General features: G+C 61.7%; 14 protein-coding genes. 5 read left to right on the top strand and 9 right to left on the bottom strand.

Annotation, left to right across the window (positions count from 1 at the left end; translation table 11 throughout):
- Window positions 1-60 precede the first annotated feature (60 nt).
- The 9 genes from K5Q02_RS20685 to napE form a co-directional block, all read right to left on the bottom strand.
- The gene (locus K5Q02_RS20685) at window positions 61-2,250 is read right to left on the bottom strand and encodes a mechanosensitive ion channel family protein (RefSeq protein ID WP_442963938.1); all 2,190 of its coding nucleotides are present in this window, start codon (window positions 2,248-2,250) and stop codon (window positions 61-63) included.
- A 49-nt stretch (window positions 2,251-2,299) separates the two neighbouring features.
- Window positions 2,300-2,887 (bottom strand): D-sedoheptulose 7-phosphate isomerase, encoded by a 588-nt coding sequence (lpcA, locus tag K5Q02_RS20680; protein WP_225833760.1) that lies wholly within the window; start codon window positions 2,885-2,887, stop codon window positions 2,300-2,302.
- Between the two features lie 7 nt (window positions 2,888-2,894).
- The gene (locus K5Q02_RS20675) at window positions 2,895-4,184 is read right to left on the bottom strand and encodes a M18 family aminopeptidase (protein WP_225833758.1); all 1,290 of its coding nucleotides are present in this window, start codon (window positions 4,182-4,184) and stop codon (window positions 2,895-2,897) included.
- 211 nt (window positions 4,185-4,395) lie between these two features.
- Window positions 4,396-5,121: a 4'-phosphopantetheinyl transferase family protein gene (locus tag K5Q02_RS20670; RefSeq protein ID WP_442963937.1), complete on the bottom strand. Its 726-nt coding sequence runs from the start codon at window positions 5,119-5,121 to the stop codon at window positions 4,396-4,398.
- Between the two features lie 21 nt (window positions 5,122-5,142).
- Entirely contained in the window at window positions 5,143-5,739 is a 597-nt protein-coding gene (locus tag K5Q02_RS20665) for a cytochrome c3 family protein (RefSeq protein WP_225833754.1), read from the bottom strand.
- A gap of 9 nt (window positions 5,740-5,748) precedes the next feature.
- Window positions 5,749-6,234, bottom strand: a complete 486-nt coding sequence (locus tag K5Q02_RS20660; RefSeq protein ID WP_225833752.1) for a nitrate reductase cytochrome c-type subunit — start codon at window positions 6,232-6,234, stop codon at window positions 5,749-5,751.
- 11 nt (window positions 6,235-6,245) lie between these two features.
- On the bottom strand, window positions 6,246-8,750 hold the full coding sequence (gene napA, locus K5Q02_RS20655) for a nitrate reductase catalytic subunit NapA (protein ID WP_225833750.1): 2,505 nt from the start codon (window positions 8,748-8,750) through the stop codon (window positions 6,246-6,248).
- Window positions 8,747-9,007 carry a chaperone NapD gene (locus tag K5Q02_RS20650; protein WP_225833748.1) on the bottom strand — a complete coding sequence of 87 codons (261 nt, stop codon included), beginning with the start codon at window positions 9,005-9,007 and terminating at the stop codon, window positions 8,747-8,749. Before K5Q02_RS20650 ends, napA begins: the two co-directional genes overlap by 4 nt.
- 25 nt (window positions 9,008-9,032) lie before the next feature.
- On the bottom strand, window positions 9,033-9,200 hold the full coding sequence (gene napE, locus K5Q02_RS20645; protein ID WP_027906290.1) for a periplasmic nitrate reductase, NapE protein: 168 nt from the start codon (window positions 9,198-9,200) through the stop codon (window positions 9,033-9,035).
- 296 nt (window positions 9,201-9,496) lie between these two features.
- Here napE and K5Q02_RS20640 point away from each other — a divergent pair, with 296 nt between their 5' ends.
- The 5 genes from K5Q02_RS20640 (at window position 9,497) to K5Q02_RS20620 (ending at window position 15,245) form a co-directional block, all read left to right on the top strand.
- Window positions 9,497-10,105, top strand: a complete 609-nt coding sequence (locus K5Q02_RS20640) for an outer membrane protein (protein ID WP_225833746.1) — start codon at window positions 9,497-9,499, stop codon at window positions 10,103-10,105.
- A 264-nt stretch (window positions 10,106-10,369) separates the two neighbouring features.
- Entirely contained in the window at window positions 10,370-11,047 is a 678-nt protein-coding gene (locus tag K5Q02_RS20635) for a response regulator (RefSeq protein ID WP_225833744.1), read from the top strand.
- Complete coding sequence (locus K5Q02_RS20630) at window positions 11,044-12,414, top strand: ATP-binding protein (RefSeq protein ID WP_225833742.1); 1,371 nt, start codon at window positions 11,044-11,046, stop codon at window positions 12,412-12,414. Before K5Q02_RS20635 ends, K5Q02_RS20630 begins: the two co-directional genes overlap by 4 nt.
- Before the next feature lie 284 nt (window positions 12,415-12,698).
- Window positions 12,699-14,027 carry a dicarboxylate/amino acid:cation symporter gene (locus K5Q02_RS20625; protein WP_225833740.1) on the top strand — a complete coding sequence of 443 codons (1,329 nt, stop codon included), beginning with the start codon at window positions 12,699-12,701 and terminating at the stop codon, window positions 14,025-14,027.
- A 267-nt stretch (window positions 14,028-14,294) separates the two neighbouring features.
- Window positions 14,295-15,245, top strand: a complete 951-nt coding sequence (locus tag K5Q02_RS20620) for a LysR family transcriptional regulator (RefSeq protein ID WP_225833738.1) — start codon at window positions 14,295-14,297, stop codon at window positions 15,243-15,245.
- Window positions 15,246-15,554 lie beyond the last annotated feature (309 nt).

Here is a 15,554-nt window from a genome sequence, read left to right as displayed (position 1 = left end):
CTCCAGCCCGTGCGCGGGATGCCGAATGATCCTGCTCCGGATGTGAGCAGCGTCGCGTTGTCAGTCGGCGTCTGGCTGGGGCCCGTGGCTGTTTGGGCTGACAGCGGTCATCTGGATGTTCAGGCGCGGCGTCGCCAGGCTCAGGCCGGATTCGTCCAGGTGCCGCTTGAGCGCCAGGTTGAAGGCGCGGGACACCTCCCACTGCTTGATCGGTGCGGTCTTGAAGCGTGCACGCAGTACCGCGTTGCCCGACTCGAAGCTTTCCACGCCCTGGATCTCCAGCGGCGACCAGATGTTGCGGCGCATCAGCACATCGTTGCGCAACTCGCTGGCCACGTCGCGCAGCAGCTTGATGGCATCGTCGATGTTCATGTCGTGGGGCACCGCGACGCGGAAGATGGCGTAGCCGAATTCCCGCGAGTAGTTCTTGATGCTCTTGATCTCGCTGAACGGGATGGTGTGCACGATGCCGTCGATGTCGCGCAGGCGCACGGTTCGAATGGTCAGGCCCTCGACAGTCCCTAGGTGGCCGCCGACGTCGACGTAATCGTCGATGGCCAGGGAGTCCTCGATGATGATGAACAGCCCGGTGATCAGATCCGCTACCAGCGACTGCGCGCCGAAACCGATGGCCAGGCCGATGACGCCGGCACCGGCGAGCAGCGGGGTGACGTTCATGCCCATGTTGGCCAGGGCGACGATCAACGCGATGATGAAGATGCTGATGAACAGCACATTGCGGATCAGCGGCATCATGGTTTGCGCACGGGCGTTGGTCTGGCCCTTGCGTGAGCGTGTCAGAGCGTGATGCACCGCCGTGTCGCTGAGAATCCACACCAGCCAGCCGCACGCCAGGGTGGCGCCGAGGCCGAACAGTTTGATGCTGATTTCGTGGCCCTCGCCCTCGGCGAAACGAATCAGCGAAAGCCCCCACACGCGCAGCCCCAACTCGATGAAGAACAGCCAGATGGTCAGGCTCAGCAGGGCGTGGAAGAAACTCTGGAAGCGTTCGAAATAAGCGGCATTGCGACGGTGACGCAAGCGGGCCTTGTGCATACGCCGGCGAATCAGCCCGTTGATGACCATGCAGGTAACCAGCAGCACGGTGCAGACCAGCGATTGCCGAAAGGCGGTGCTGGTATCGCCGGCAGACACGAAGGTAGCCGCTAGTGAAATCGCCACCAACGCTAGGGCCGGCAAGTACCAGAAGCTGCCCAGCAGCTCTACGGTTTCGCTGATGCCGCGCTGCTTGAGGCGACGGGCCAGAGGCTGATTGCGCATAAGGTGAGCGATCGGCCGACGGAAACGCAGGATAAACAGACCGGTGCACAGCGCCGCCAGCACGTTGGTCAGGGTTGCGGTGGTATGTGCCAGGTTGGCGCCAAGGCTGGCGACCAGGCGCGGATCGCTGAGCGCTTCGCCAAAGGCCGCGAAGCTGCCGATCAGCCACAGTGGGCGGAACGCGCGACGGCGCAGAATGTTCAGGGCCGTGCGCCGGTGCGGGCCGTCGAGCAGGGAAAAGGCGATCACGCAGATCGCCGAGAAACAGGTACCGATCACCAACGCATAGGCCAGCACCATGGCCAGGTCGCGCCCCAGCGAGGCGGGCAGTACATAACTCAGGTAACCGGTGATCAGCAGTGCAGCGAACCAGGGGCCGAGCTTGCGCAAGGCGAAGCGCAGCAGGTCGGTCGGCCGTGGATTCTGCGGCAGTTCTTCGGCGAGGCCGAAACGCAGGCGCACCTGATGGCTTAGGGCTCGTAGGCCGAAGGCCAGTAAGCTCCAGATACCGAGAATCAGGGCGAAGTTGCTGACTAGCGCCAGGCGCTCGCCAGCTTCCGGCATCAGCGCCGCCAGCTCGTCCTGGCTACGGCCGATCTCCAGCTGCCAGCGCGCCAGCGGGCTATGGTCGCCGGAAAACTGCTTTTCGATGCCCGTCAGGGTGCTGCCGATCAGCCCGAGCACGCCATCGGGGGTATCCGGCTGGGTTTTTTGTGTGCTGTCGCGCAGGGTCTTGAGATCATTGAGCAGTTGCGCGCGTTGCTTGTCGTTCTCCAGCGACTGGATCACCTCATCGAGCGAACGATCCAGCGGCTGATCCGCCTGAGTCTGGCTACTGCCGCTGCTGCCCGTGCCGAACAGACCCGGTATGCCAGCCGCCTGAACGGCAGAGTAGGGCAGGGCCAGAAGGAGCAGAACCAGTAGATGGGGCAGCAGATTGTTGAGGCGGATCACGCGCGAGTTCTCCATCACGCGGGCGGGATTTCAAGGAGCGCCCTCAACCGACGGCGCACCTCACTCACGCGTAGTTTTCAGGGCTGAGCTGGCGTTCTACAAGCTCGATGAGGATATGGATAACCTTGATGTGCAGCTCCTGGGTGCGGTCGGCGAAATCGCCGCCCGGCGCGCAGATGCTGACGTCGGCCAGGCTTTCCAGCAGCGAGCCGGGTTTGCCGGTCAAAGCGATGACCTTGATGCCCAGTGCCTTGGCCGCTTCGGCGGCCTTGACCACGTTGGGGCTCTTGCCACTGGTGCTGATGGCCAGCAGCACATCACCTTCACGGCCGTGGGATTCCACGTAGCGCGAGAAGATGTGGTCGTAACCGAAATCGTTGGCCACGCAACTGATATGGCTGGCGTCGCTGATCGATACCGCAGCGATGCCCGGGCGGTTCTTGCGATAGCGCCCGGTAAGCTCCTCGGCAAAGTGCATGGCGTCGCACATGGAGCCGCCATTACCGCAGGAGAACACCTTGCCCTTGGCCTCGAAGCTGGTCACCAGCAAGTTGGCGGCGTGTTCGATATTGGCCAGCGTCTGCTCGTTGCCGATAAATGCATCGAGCGCACGCTGGGCTTCGATCAGGCTGTTTCGGATATGTTCGATCATGCTGGCCTCAGGGCAGGTCATGGCTGTTGTAGAAGGCGCCGAGTACTTTCACCAGGTGCGCCAGATCCTGGCTGCCGGCCAGTTCGCGGATCGAATGCATCGCGAAGGTCGGCAGGCCGATATCCACGGTACGCACGCCGAGCTGGCTTGCAGTGATCGGGCCGATGGTCGAGCCGCAGCCCATGTCGCTACGGGTCACGAAGCTCTGTACGGGCACTTCGTTTTCCAGGCACAGGTGACGGAAGAAGCCGGCGGTTTCGCTGTTGGTGGCGTAGCGCTGGTTGCTGTTGATCTTGATCACCGGCCCGGCGTTTAGTTTGGGGCCGTGGTTGCCGTCGTGCTTGCTCTCGTAGTTCGGGTGCACGCCGTGGGCGTTGTCGGCGGAAACCAGCAGCGAACGCTGAATGGTGCGCACGAATCCGTCGCCTTCCGGCAGCACGCGGCGCAGCACTTGTTCGAGCATCGGGCCATCGGCGCCACAGGCCGAACTGGAGCCGACTTCTTCGTGATCGGTACAGACCAGCACGCAGGTTTCATCGTCGCTGGCGTCAAGCAGGGCCTGCAGGCCAGCGTAGCAGGACAGCAGATTGTCCAGGCGCGCGCCAGCGATGAAGTCCTGATTGAGGCCAACTACCGCGGCGCTCTGGGTGTCGTAGAAGCTCAGCTCGTAATCGAGCACCGCATCGGCATTGAAGTCGTGTTCCATGGCCAACTGCTCACTGAGCAGGGCGCGGAAATCGGCGCTTTCACTGCTTGCCAGTTGGGCGAGGATTGGCGGCAGTTCGTTCTGTGCATTGATTGCCCAGCCCTGGTTGGCCTCGCGGTTGAGGTGGATGGCCAGGCTGGGGATCACGGCGATGGGCTGGTAGAAGTCGATCAGATCGCTTTCCACCTTGCCGTCGCGGCGGTAGGTCACGCGGCCGGCCAGGGACAGATCACGGTCGAACCAGGGCGCGAGCAGAGCGCCGCCGTAGACTTCCACGCCGAGCTGGAAGAAGCCCTGGCGTTGTAGTTCGGGGTTCGGCTTCACGCGCAGGCAAGGGCTGTCGGTGTGGGCGCCAACCAGGCGGATACCACCCTCGATAGGCGAACGATGGCCCAGCTTGAAGGCGATGATCGAGGAGTCGTTGCGGGTCACATAGTAGCGGCCACCGGCTTCTGTTTGCCAGGGCGCGCGTTCATCGAGGTGACGATAACCGGCCGCTTCCAGGCGCATGGCCAGGCTGCTGGTCGCGTGAAAGGGGGTAGGTGAGGCGTTGAGGAAATCGATCAGGCCTTGGTTCAGTTCTTCGCGCATGGGGCACTCCGGACGGCAATCTGCCGAGTTTATCGGATTTGCCCCCGGCGCTGTTGACGTTTCCTTGCGTATGCTGGGATCAGTTCAGGTAGCCCGGTGTTGAGCGAAGCGATACCCGGTAGCCGTATTGAAGTCGGCTTGTTATGTGAATCCCGTCCTGGGTATCGCTGCGCTCAACCGCAGGCTACACAGCCTGTACAGGAGCCGTTGATCAATCCGCTGCGACGGCCACTAGACTGAGCAACTGATTGTCCAACTCGGCATACAGGCCGGTCAGCTCGCTGCCGGCTGACCATTCTTCGCTCAAGTCGATCAGCAGGCGCAAACGCGCGGTGCTCTGTGTGCGGTCGAGACTGAGCAGCTCAGCGTCCTGAAAGTAGAAGCGCTTGAGTACCAGCGGATAGAGCGCCTTGAACAGGCTTTCCTTGAGGGAAAAAGTCAGACTGATCTGCCAAGCCCGCTGCTCGGACGTTAGATGCGTGATGCGGCTTAGCTCGTCTGCGGTGAGAATTTCACCCGCCAGCCGCTCGGCACGCTCGCTCGACAGACGCCGCTCGACATCCAAACCCAGGCCGCGCCATTGCTGCGTTGGCGCAACGATGGCGGCTGCCCAGCCCTGGCCGTGAGTGATCGAACCACTGACCTGCTCTGGCCACTGCGGCGCGCGATCCTCACCAACGGCTGGCACGCTTGCCACACCTGTTACCCGATACAACGCCTCGCGAGCGCATACCCGCCCGGCCAAATGCTCGGCCTGGCGCTTGGCGACGCCGCGAACCGGGTGCACGCCAGCGGCCGAGTAGTCGGCATCATCGAGTAGCGCGGGGTCGAAGTGCGTGCTGATCAGTTGCGCACCGATCAATGGCCGGGCAAACGGCCAGTGATCGTCGAGAGGGCTGCAGCAGCGGGGCAGGTGGGCTGTGTTCATGGCCGGCATTCTGCCGCGCCGCTCAGATCCTTACCAGCCGTGTACGCCGCTCATGTCCGGCAGCTTGTGAGCGATGCCTTTGTGGCAATCGATGCAGGTGGCTTCGCCATTGGCCAGGGCCGTGGAGTGCATCTGTGCGGCGCGCTTGCTCTGGCGGGTGAAGTCCATGAAGTCGAAGTCGTGGCAGTTGCGGCATTCCAGCGAGTCGTTGGCCTTGAGGCGCGCCCACTCGTGCTCGGCCAGCTCGCGGCGTTTCTCGAGAAACTTCTCGCGGGTGCTGATGGTGCCGAAGATTTTGCCCCACACCTCCTTGGAGGCCTGCATCTTGCGGGCGATCTTGTCCGTCCACTGATGCGGCACGTGGCAGTCGGGGCAGGTGGCGCGAACCCCGGAGCGGTTGTTGTAGTGGATGGTGTCCTGCAGCTCGACATACACGTTGTCGCGCATCTCATGGCAGGAAATGCAGAACTGCTCGGTGTTGGTGGCCTCCAGCGCGGTGTTGAAACCACCCCAGAAGATGATCCCGGCGATAAAGCTGCCCAGGGTCAGAAAGCCCAGGCTGTAATGAACGCTCGGGCGGCGCAGCACGTTCCAGTAAGTGCCCAGCAGGGAGAGCAGGAATTTCATGGTGCCTCCTCAATGACGCCCGGCAGGGTTGGCTTCTTCTTGGAGAAGTCGGTCTATGTTCTTGAAGCTGTTTTCCACCAGTGGTTTCACTTCGGCCTGGGTCACGTGGCACTGGGTGCAGAAGTAGCGGCGTGGCGACATGGCCGCCAGGGGCTGGCCGTCGCGATCCATGTAGTGAGTGATGCTGATCATCGGCGCCTGGCTGCTCGCGCTGTTGGCGCGGCTGTGGCAGGTCAGGCAACGGTTGCCGAACCTGTCCACCTGATAGCCGACGATGGTGTGGGGAATGGTCGGCGGCTGTTCGGGGTAGTTGCGCTCGCGGCGCATGTCCTTGTTTTCCTCCGCAGCGATGTGCGGCGCCTGGAATTCCTGGGTCAGGGTGCCGCCGGGGCGGCGCCCATCTGGCGCGGGAGCGTCCAGCGGGTAGTTGAGGTCGGCAGCCAGGGTCACGCCAAAGGCGGCGAGCAGTAGCAGGGGCAGGTAACGCAGTTTCATGACCGTTCTCCTCAGGCCGCGCTGATCAACTGAATCTTCACCGCACACTTCTTGTAATCGGTCTGCTTGGAGATCGGATCGGTGGCGTCCAGGGTGACTTTGTTGACCAGTTTGTTGGCATCGAAGAAGGGCACGAAGACCAGGCCCCGTGGCGGTTTGTTGCGCCCGCGGGTTTCGATGCGGGCGCGTATCTCGCCACGTCGGCTGATGACTTTCACTTCGCTGCCACGGCGTGCATTGAGCGCCCGGGCATCGTCCGGGTGCATGTACACCAAGGCATCGGGCACCGCGCGGTGCAGTTCGTCGACCCGTTGGGTCATGCTGCCGGTGTGCCAGTGCTCCAGCACGCGACCGGTGCTCAGCCAGAACGGGTAATCGTCATCCGGTGCTTCGGCTGGCGGTTCATAGGGCAGGGCGAAGATGATCGCGCGGTTGTCCGGGTAGCCGTAGAACTGCACGCCACTGCCCTTGGCCACGTAGGGATCGTGGCCTTCGCGATAGCGCCAGCGGGTTTCCGAACCTTCCACTACCGGCCAGCGCAGGCCGCGCTCGCTGTGATAGCGCTCGAAGGGTGCCAGGTCGTGACCGTGGCCACGACCAAACTGGGAGTATTCTTCGAACAGGCCTTTCTGCAGGTAGAAGCCGAATGCCTCCGCTTCATCATTGCGGAAACCTGCCTCCAGCTCCTCGGTGGGGAAAGCGTCGACCTGGCCGTTTTGGTACAGCACCTCGAAGAGCGTTTTGCCCTTTAGCTCAGGTGCTATGGCCAGTAACTCGGCCGGCCACACTTCATCGGTGGTAAAGCGCTTGGAGAATTCCACCAGTTGCCAGAGGTCGGATTTCGCCTCGCCCGGCGCGCCGACCAGTTGGTGCCAGAACTGCGTACGCCGCTCGGCGTTGCCGTAGGCGCCTTCCTTCTCGACCCACATGGCGCTGGGCAGGATCAGGTCGGCTGCCTGGGCGGATACGGTGGGGTAAACGTCGGAAACGATCACGAAGTTGTCCGGCTTGCGCCAGCCGGGCAACACTTCCTGCATGATGTTGGGGCCGGCCTGCATATTGTTGCTGACCTGCGTCCAGTAGACCTTGAGCACACCGTCCTTGAGCATGCGGCTCTGTTCCACGGCGTGGAAACCGGGTTTCTCCTGGATGGTGCCGGCGGGCAGTTTCCAGATCTTTTCGGCGGTGGCGCGGTGTTTCGGGTTGGTCACCACCAGGTCGGCCGGCAGGCGATGGGAGAAGGTGCCCACCTCGCGGGCAGTGCCGCAGGCCGAGGGCTGGCCGGTCAGCGAGAAGGGGCTGTTGCCCGGCTCGCTGATCTTGCCGGTCAGCAGGTGGATGTTGTAGATCAGGTTGTTGGCCCATACGCCGCGAGTGTGCTGGTTGAAACCCATGGTCCAGAACGACACGACCTTGCGTTGCGGGTCTGCATACAGCTCGGCCAGCGCCTTGAGGCGCTCGGCGGGTACGCCAGTTTCCTTGGCGGCCCGCTCCAGGGTGTAGGGTTTGACGAAGGCGGCGAATTGCTCGAACGAGATGTCGCTCCAGGTATTGGCCTTGTCGGCGTTCTTGGCCTGTTTCTCCAGCGGATTGTCCGGGCGCAGGCCGTAGCCGATGTCGTCTGCGCCGAGAGCGAAGCGCGTGTAGCGTTTGACGAACTCCTGATTCACCGCGCCGCTCTGGATGATGTGGTTAGCGATGTAGTTGAGGATCAGCAGATCTGTCTGTGGCTTGAACACCATGGGGATGTCGGCCAGATCGAAGCTGCGGTGCTCGAAGGTCGACAGCACGGCGACCTTGACGTCGGGCTTGCTCAGGCGTCGGTCGGTGACCCGGCTCCACAGCACCGGGTGCATCTCCGCCATGTTCGAGCCCCACAGCACGAAGGTGTCGGTCGCCTCGATATCGTCATAGCAGCCCATGGGCTCGTCCATGCCGAAGGTACGCATGAAACCCATCACCGCCGAGGCCATGCAGTGGCGCGCGTTGGGGTCGATGTTGTTGCTGCGAAAGCCGGCCTTCATCAGTTTGTTGGCCGCGTAGCCTTCCCAGATCGTCCACTGCCCGGAGCCGAACATGCCCACGGCCCGCGGTCCATCCTCGCGCAGTGCCTGTTTGAACTTGTCCTCCATGATGTCGAAGGCCTGCTCCCAGCTGATCGGCTGGAACTCGCCCTGCTTGTCGTAGACGCCGTTCTTCATGCGCAGCAAAGGCGTAGTCAGGCGATCGACGCCATACATGATTTTCGACAGGAAGTAGCCCTTGACGCAGTTCAGGCCTCGGTTGACCTCGGCCTTGATGTCGCCGTGGGTGGCCACCACGCGGTTGTCGCGGGTCGCCACCATGACGCTGCAGCCTGTGCCGCAGAAGCGGCAGGGCGCCTTGTTCCAGTCCAGACGGGTGGATTCCGCGTCGGCGACCAGGTTGCTGGCGGTCGAGGCGAACGGCAGGCCGGCGGCGGCAGCAGCGATCGCAGCGGCCTGGGCCTTGGTGAATTCGCGGCGGGTCATGCTCATTGCGCGGCTCCTTGCGAGCTGAGGCATTCGTGGTAAATCAGTGCGGCATTGAGTACGCCGGGCAGGGCGTTGATCTGCTCGATGCGCTGCATGATCAGTTGCTCGTCGACGGCTTCGATCACCACCACCAACTTGCCTTCGGGGCTGTGCTGGTGCACTTCCAGGTCGGCGAGCAGGCGCAGGTTGGCGAGCACCGCCGCGAACTGCTCGGGGCGTGCGTGCACGATGAAACTGGCGATATGCAGGGGGGCATCCATGGCGGGCTCCTGTAGCCGGGTAGGGTCAGTTCGGCGGGCCGGGTGGCCCGAAGAGCATTTGCAGGAACCACACGGCGAAACCGTAAGCACCGACGAGGGCCACGGAGAGCAGCGGAAAGAGGAATATCACCAGGAATAGAAACAGCCGGCGTTCGCGGCGTTTGCCCCCGGTGTCTTCGGATGGGCTGGGCATGGGCAGTTCTTCATCGGTCAGGCTGGTCGGATATGCCGTCATCGAGTGGAGTCGCGCACCTAGTGCTGGAACCCCGACGGTCTCTGGTCGTTATGCCTCGACCTTAGTCTCACTGGTAGGCGGGGTATTGATCCGGATCAATGTCCGGGCGCTTCTTCCCTGGCAGGTCGCAGAAAAAGGGCTGTGGCAGGGTTGTTCAGGTGTGGTTCAGGAAGGGTTCAGGGGAGGTTCAGTCGACGCCGGGCAAGATGATTCTCGAGTTTTTCATTAACCCACTGCCATTCGAGAGGCATCTCATGAAATCGACTCTTACCAAGCTGGCTCTGGCGACTTCCATGGTGTTCGGCGCTGCTACCGCCGCCCACGCCGACAACAACTTCGCTGGTCTGACCTGGGGCCAAACCAGCAACAACATCCAGAAGTCTTCGGCGCTGAACGCCAACATGGGTAACCCGAACTTCGACAGCGTCATCAACAACACCAGCACCTGGGGTGTTCGTGCCGGTCAACAGAACGACGTCGGTCGTTACTACGCGACCTATGAGTACATCTCCGGCAGCAACAACGGCCTCAAGCTGCGCCAGCAGAACCTGCTCGGCAGCTACGACGCCTTCCTGCCGCTGAACGAGAACGGCACCAAGCTGTTCGGTGGTGGCACGCTGGGTCTGGTCAAACTGGAGCAGAACAGCCCGGGTGTCTCGCGTGACACCAATGTCGGGTATGCTGCCGGTCTGCAGGCTGGCCTGTTGCAGGAAGTCAACGAGAATGCCTCCGTCGAAGGTGGTTACCGTTACCTGCGCACCAACGCCAGCACCGAGTTCGCTCCGCACGAGCAGGGCAAGGTCGGCTCCCTCGACCTGCATAGCAGCGGTCAGTGGTACTTGGGTGCCAACTACAAGTTCTAAATCACCATAATCAGCTGCGCGTCGGCCCTGCGGCGTTAAAAACAGGCTCGGAAAGCCGCTTGCGGCTAACGCACTTCAGTGCGGCTCCGGAGGAGCGAGTGAAGCGAGTAATGCTCATGTACAAAAGTACAGTCGCCCGCGACTCCGACCGTTTCTCGCCTGTTTTTGCGGGGCCGCCTAGGCCTTGCAGGGCTCTAGCTCGCAAGATTATTAAATCAATGGTTTGAGTTTCTTGCCGTTTCATAACGAAGAGGGCATGCAACGATGAAATTGCTGGTCGTGGAGGATGAGGCGCTGCTGCGTCACCATCTGTATACCCGACTCGGCGAACAGGGCCACGTGGTGGACGCGGTCGCCAACGCCGAAGAGGCGCTGTATCGCGTCGATGAGTACCACCATGATCTGGCCGTGGTCGATCTCGGCCTGCCGGGCATCAGTGGGCTGGATCTGATTCGCCAACTGCGCAGCCGTGACAAGACCTTTCCCATTCTGATCCTCACTGCCCGTGGCAACTGGCAGGACAAGGTCGAGGGCCTGGCCTCGGGTGCTGACGACTATGTGGTCAAGCCATTCCAGTTCGAAGAGCTGGAAGCCCGTCTGAATGCTCTGTTGCGCCGTTCCTCTGGCTTTATTCAGTCGACCATCGAAGCCGGCCCCCTGTTGCTGGACATGAATCGCAAGCAAGCACTGATCGATGGTGCCGGCATGGGCCTGACCGCTTACGAATACCGCATCCTCGAATACCTGATGCGCCACCATCAGCAGGTGGTGCCCAAGGAACGCCTGATCGAGCAGTTGTACCCTGATGACGAAGAGCGTGACCCCAACGTGATCGAAGTGCTGGTGGGTCGTCTGCGCCGCAAGCTGGAAAGCAGCAACGGTTTCAAACCCATCGAAACGGTGCGTGGTCAGGGCTACCTGTTCACCGAGCGCTGCCGATGACACCAAGCTTCAGGCGATTGCGAGGCCGCTGGGTTTCTTCCCTGCGTTTGCGCCTGATGTTTGGCAGCACCGTATTGGCGGTGCTGTTCATGCTGGCACTGCTGCCAGCCCTGCGGGGCGCCTTCCTGATCGCCCTGGAAAAATCCGTCGAGAAACGCCTTGCTGCCGATGCCGGCGCGCTGATCTCCGCTGCTCGTACTGACGACGGCCAGCTACGGATGCCGAACAAGCTGCCCGACGAGGAATTCGACATTCCCGACGCCCAGTTGCTGGGATTCATCTATGACCGTGACGGGCGTCTGGTCTGGCAGTCGCCCTCGACACGGGACATTTCCGTTTCCTATATGCCGCGCTACGACGGCCGTGGTGATGAGCTGCTGCGCGTCGTAGATCGTCAAGGCCGGGAGTTCTATATCTATGACGTGGAAATCAAACTGCTGCGTGGTGAGAGCGCGGCTTTCAGTATCGTCACCATGCAGCCGGCCAGTGATACGCAGGCGCTCTACAGCGATTTCATGACGCAGCTCTACCTGTGGCTCGGTGGTGCCCTGTTGTTGCTTCTCGGCCTGTTGTGGTTCGGTCTGACCTGGGGCTTTCGCAGCCTACGCGGGTTGCGTGAAGAGCTGGACGAAGTGGAGGGCGGCACCCGCGAGCGCCTCAGCGACGAGCATCCCCGCGAACTGCTGCGCCTCACCGGCTCGTTGAACCGCCTGCTCGACAGCGAGCGCCAGCAGCGCGAGCGCTACCGTCATTCCCTGGACGACCTGGCGCATAGCTTGAAGACCCCGCTGTCGGTGTTACAGGGCGCGGCCGAGGTGATCGCCGCCAAGCCGGAGAACCGTGAGCAGTCGCAGATCCTGCAGGGGCAGATCGAACGCATGAGTCAGCAGATTGGCTATCAACTGCAGCGCGCCAGCTTGCGCAAGAGTGGCCTGGTGCGCCACCGCGTGCTATTGGCTCAGGTGGTAGACAACCTCTGCGCTGCGCTCGACAAGGTCTACCGCGACAAGCAGGTGACGGTACTGCGCCAATTCGAGCCCTGGCTGGAAATTCCCATGGAGCGCGCGGCGCTGCTCGAATTGCTCGGCAACCTGCTGGAGAACGCCTACCGCCTGTGTTTGGGCCAGGTGCGGATTTCCGCCAGTATCGAAAATGGCGTCTGTCAGCTGTGTGTCGAAGACGACGGGCCGGGCGTGCCGGTCGATCAGCGCGAGCGCATTCTGCGCCGCGGCGAGCGCCTGGATGCTCAACATCCGGGGCAGGGCATTGGCACCGCGGTGGTCAAGGACATCATCGAGAGCTATGAAGGTGAGCTGTTTCTCGACGATTCCGAGTTGGGTGGGGCGGCATTTCGGGTGCGCATTTAAGCATTTGTTAGTGGCCTGGGGGGAAACCGCCAACGGTGCCTGAGGTGCCGTGCGGAAAACCGCCAAGAACTGCTGCCTGGCATGCTTTTACTTTCCCCAGAATCCTGATTTTTAAAGGGTTTTCCTGTTTTTTTCTTGTGTGGCATGGGCTTTGCTATTCCAGCGATAAGGCCGTGCTAAGCGTGCCTATAACAAATCCCTCCAGGTCAGGAGGGTTGGCGCCTAAACAAGAAAGGTGGTGCGGACGTCTCTGGATGTCATTGCCGCGCCCATGAGGATTCACCATGACTGCCACAACGAACGATGTTGTCCGTCAACCGTTCTACAAAATGCTTTATGTCCAGGTGCTGGTCGCCATCACCGTGGGCATCCTTCTCGGTCACTTCTACCCTGAAACTGGCGTTGCCCTCAAACCGCTCGGCGATGGTTTCGTCAAGCTGATCAAGATGGTCATCGCGCCCATCATCTTCTGTACCGTAGTCAGCGGCATCGCCGGCATGCAGGACATGAAGGCAGTCGGCAAGACCGGCGGCTACGCGCTGCTCTACTTCGAGATCGTTTCCACTATCGCCCTGATCATCGGTCTGGTCGTGGTCAACGTGGTGCAGCCGGGCGTCGGCATGCACATCGATCCGAGCACCCTGGATACGAGCAAGATCGCAGCCTATGCCCAGGCGGGTGAAGCGCAAAGTACCATTGCCTTCCTGCTCAACGTGATTCCGTCCACTGTGGTCGGTGCGTTCGCCAACGGCGACATCCTTCAGGTGCTGTTCTTCTCGGTGATCTTCGCGTTCGCCCTGCAGCGCATGGGTGAGTTCGGTCGTCCGGTGCTCGAGTTCATCGATCGCATCGCTCACGTGATGTTCGGCATCATCAACATGATCATGAAGCTCGCGCCTATCGGTGCCTTCGGTGCCATGGCCTTCACCATCGGTCAGTACGGTGTCGGCTCGCTGGTGCAGCTCGGTCAGCTGATGATCTGCTTCTACATCACCTGCCTGTTCTTCATTCTCGTGGTTCTCGGCGGTATCGCTCGCGCTCACGGTTTCAGCGTCCTGCGCCTGATCCGCTACATCCGTGAAGAACTGATGATCGTGCTGGGTACCTCTTCGTCCGAGTCGGCACTGCCACGCATGCTGACCAAGATGGAAAAACTCGGTGCCAACAAGTCGGTCGTCGGCCTGGTGATTCCTACCGGTTACTCCTTCAACCTCGACGGTACCTCGATCTACCTGACCATGGCTGCGGTGTTCATCGCCCAGGCCACCGACACGCCGATGGATATCGGTCACCAGATCACCCTGTTGCTGGTGCTGTTGGTTGCCTCCAAAGGTGCGGCAGGCGTTACCGGTAGTGGCTTCATCGTCCTGGCCGCCACGCTGTCGGCTGTTGGCCATCTGCCGGTTGCCGGCCTGGCGCTGATCCTGGGTATCGACCGCTTCATGTCCGAAGCCCGCGCCCTGACCAACCTGATCGGTAACGGCGTCGCCACCATCGTGGTCGCCAAGTGGTGCAAAGAGCTGGACGAAGACACCCTGCAGCGCGAGCTGGCTTCCGGTGGTCGTCCGGACATCGTTACCCTGCCTGGCGACACCGCTGGCAAGGTTTCCTGATAGCTGATGTCGTCGACCTCCCCGGCTAGGGGGAGGTCACCTGGCCCGCCCTTGTGGCGGGCTTTTTTATGGGCGCTCATAACGTTTTCGATCAGCTATCGCTCAGGTGGTTGGCCTGCGCTGCTGCCCATTGCGCGGCTCCAAGGCGTATCCTTTCGGGTTTGGCGAGCCCGCTATGCTTGCGCGGGCATTGACTGGCAGGCTGGCGGTCGGAATCATTCGGGCGTTGCTGGCGCCTGGCGCCGTGTATCGATCAGGAACGGATGAATGGATTTACGACAACTCGAGGCCTTCGCTGCGGTGATGTCCGCCGGTAGCGTGACCGGGGCAGGGCAGATGCTGGGGCGCTCGCAGCCGGCGGTCACCCGCTCGATTCAGGAGCTGGAGCAGGAGCTGGGCTTCCCGCTGTTCGAGCGCAGCGGGCCCAAGGTCACGCCGACTCACCGTGCCTTCAGCATGTACGCCGAAGTCGAGAGTGCCCTGAGCGGGGTGCGCAACATCAAACAGCGCGCGGTGGCAATCAGTCAGGAAGACAATCACCACTTGCGTCTGGTGGCGACCGCGGCACTGGCCACCGGGCTGCTGCCGGCCGCGTTGGCGCGTCTGCCGGAAGGGCTGCGGCCGCAGCAGTTGCAATTGCAGAGCCTGGCGCCGGAGAAGGCGATCGAGGCCGTGCTGGCCAATACCGTGGATCTGGGCCTGGTCAGCCTGCCGCTGGAGCACCGCGGCCTGACCGTGCACTGGATCGGTGAGGCACCCTGTGTCGCGGTTCTGGCCAGTGATTCGCCGCTGGCTGCCGAGGAAACCCTGAGCCTGACGCAACTGGCCGAGCAGGTGCTGATCAGCATCGCCAACCCTTATCGATTCCGCCGTCGCATCAACCATGCTTTCGCCGAGCAGCAGCTCGAGCCGCGGCAGATCCTCGAAACCAATACCTCGTTGAACGCCATGCAGATGGCCCGCGTGGGGCTCGGTGTGGCGCTGGCCGATCCGGTGACGGCCTATGGCGTTCCGCTGCAAGGCGTGGTGGTGCGCCCCATCGCGCTGGATATTCCGTTCTTCTTCGGTCTGATTTCCCCTTACGCCAGCCCACTCTCCGAAGTGGCTCAAGCTCTGGTGGCGAGCCTGGCGGACGAAGCGCGGCACATGCTTCCGGGAATGCGCATGCATGCCCCCACCGAGCACGATGCGCTGCTGCAGCGTGTCTATGCGGTGTAACCCACCCTCCGCTTGATCTCCCGCGCCGCCAAGGCGCGGCTGCTCCGTAGCTGTCCTGCATCATCTGCCTGATATGTCCCTGGCCTTTCTGGATCGCTCGCCCGGAAGGACGGCTGTCGTGCTGAGCTTTATATTCTTTTCGGATATATAAATAGTTAAATAATTTATTTTAAGGAATAAAATTCAAGGTTTATCATTCGTTTTATGGATTCAAAGGCTTATTGAATTAATAAAACGCATCAATGAGCCCGTTATCACGGCCAGTCAATGGTCAGCCCTTTTACGCGGAAATCCAGCCGACCTCGGCAC

Origin of the sequence: Pseudomonas sp. MM211 (assembly GCF_020386635.1) — a bacterium.
Classification (GTDB): Bacteria; Pseudomonadota; Gammaproteobacteria; order Pseudomonadales; family Pseudomonadaceae; genus Aquipseudomonas.
The sequence above is the reverse complement of the archived record's forward strand: the minus strand, read 5'-3'. Positions and strand labels throughout refer to the sequence as shown.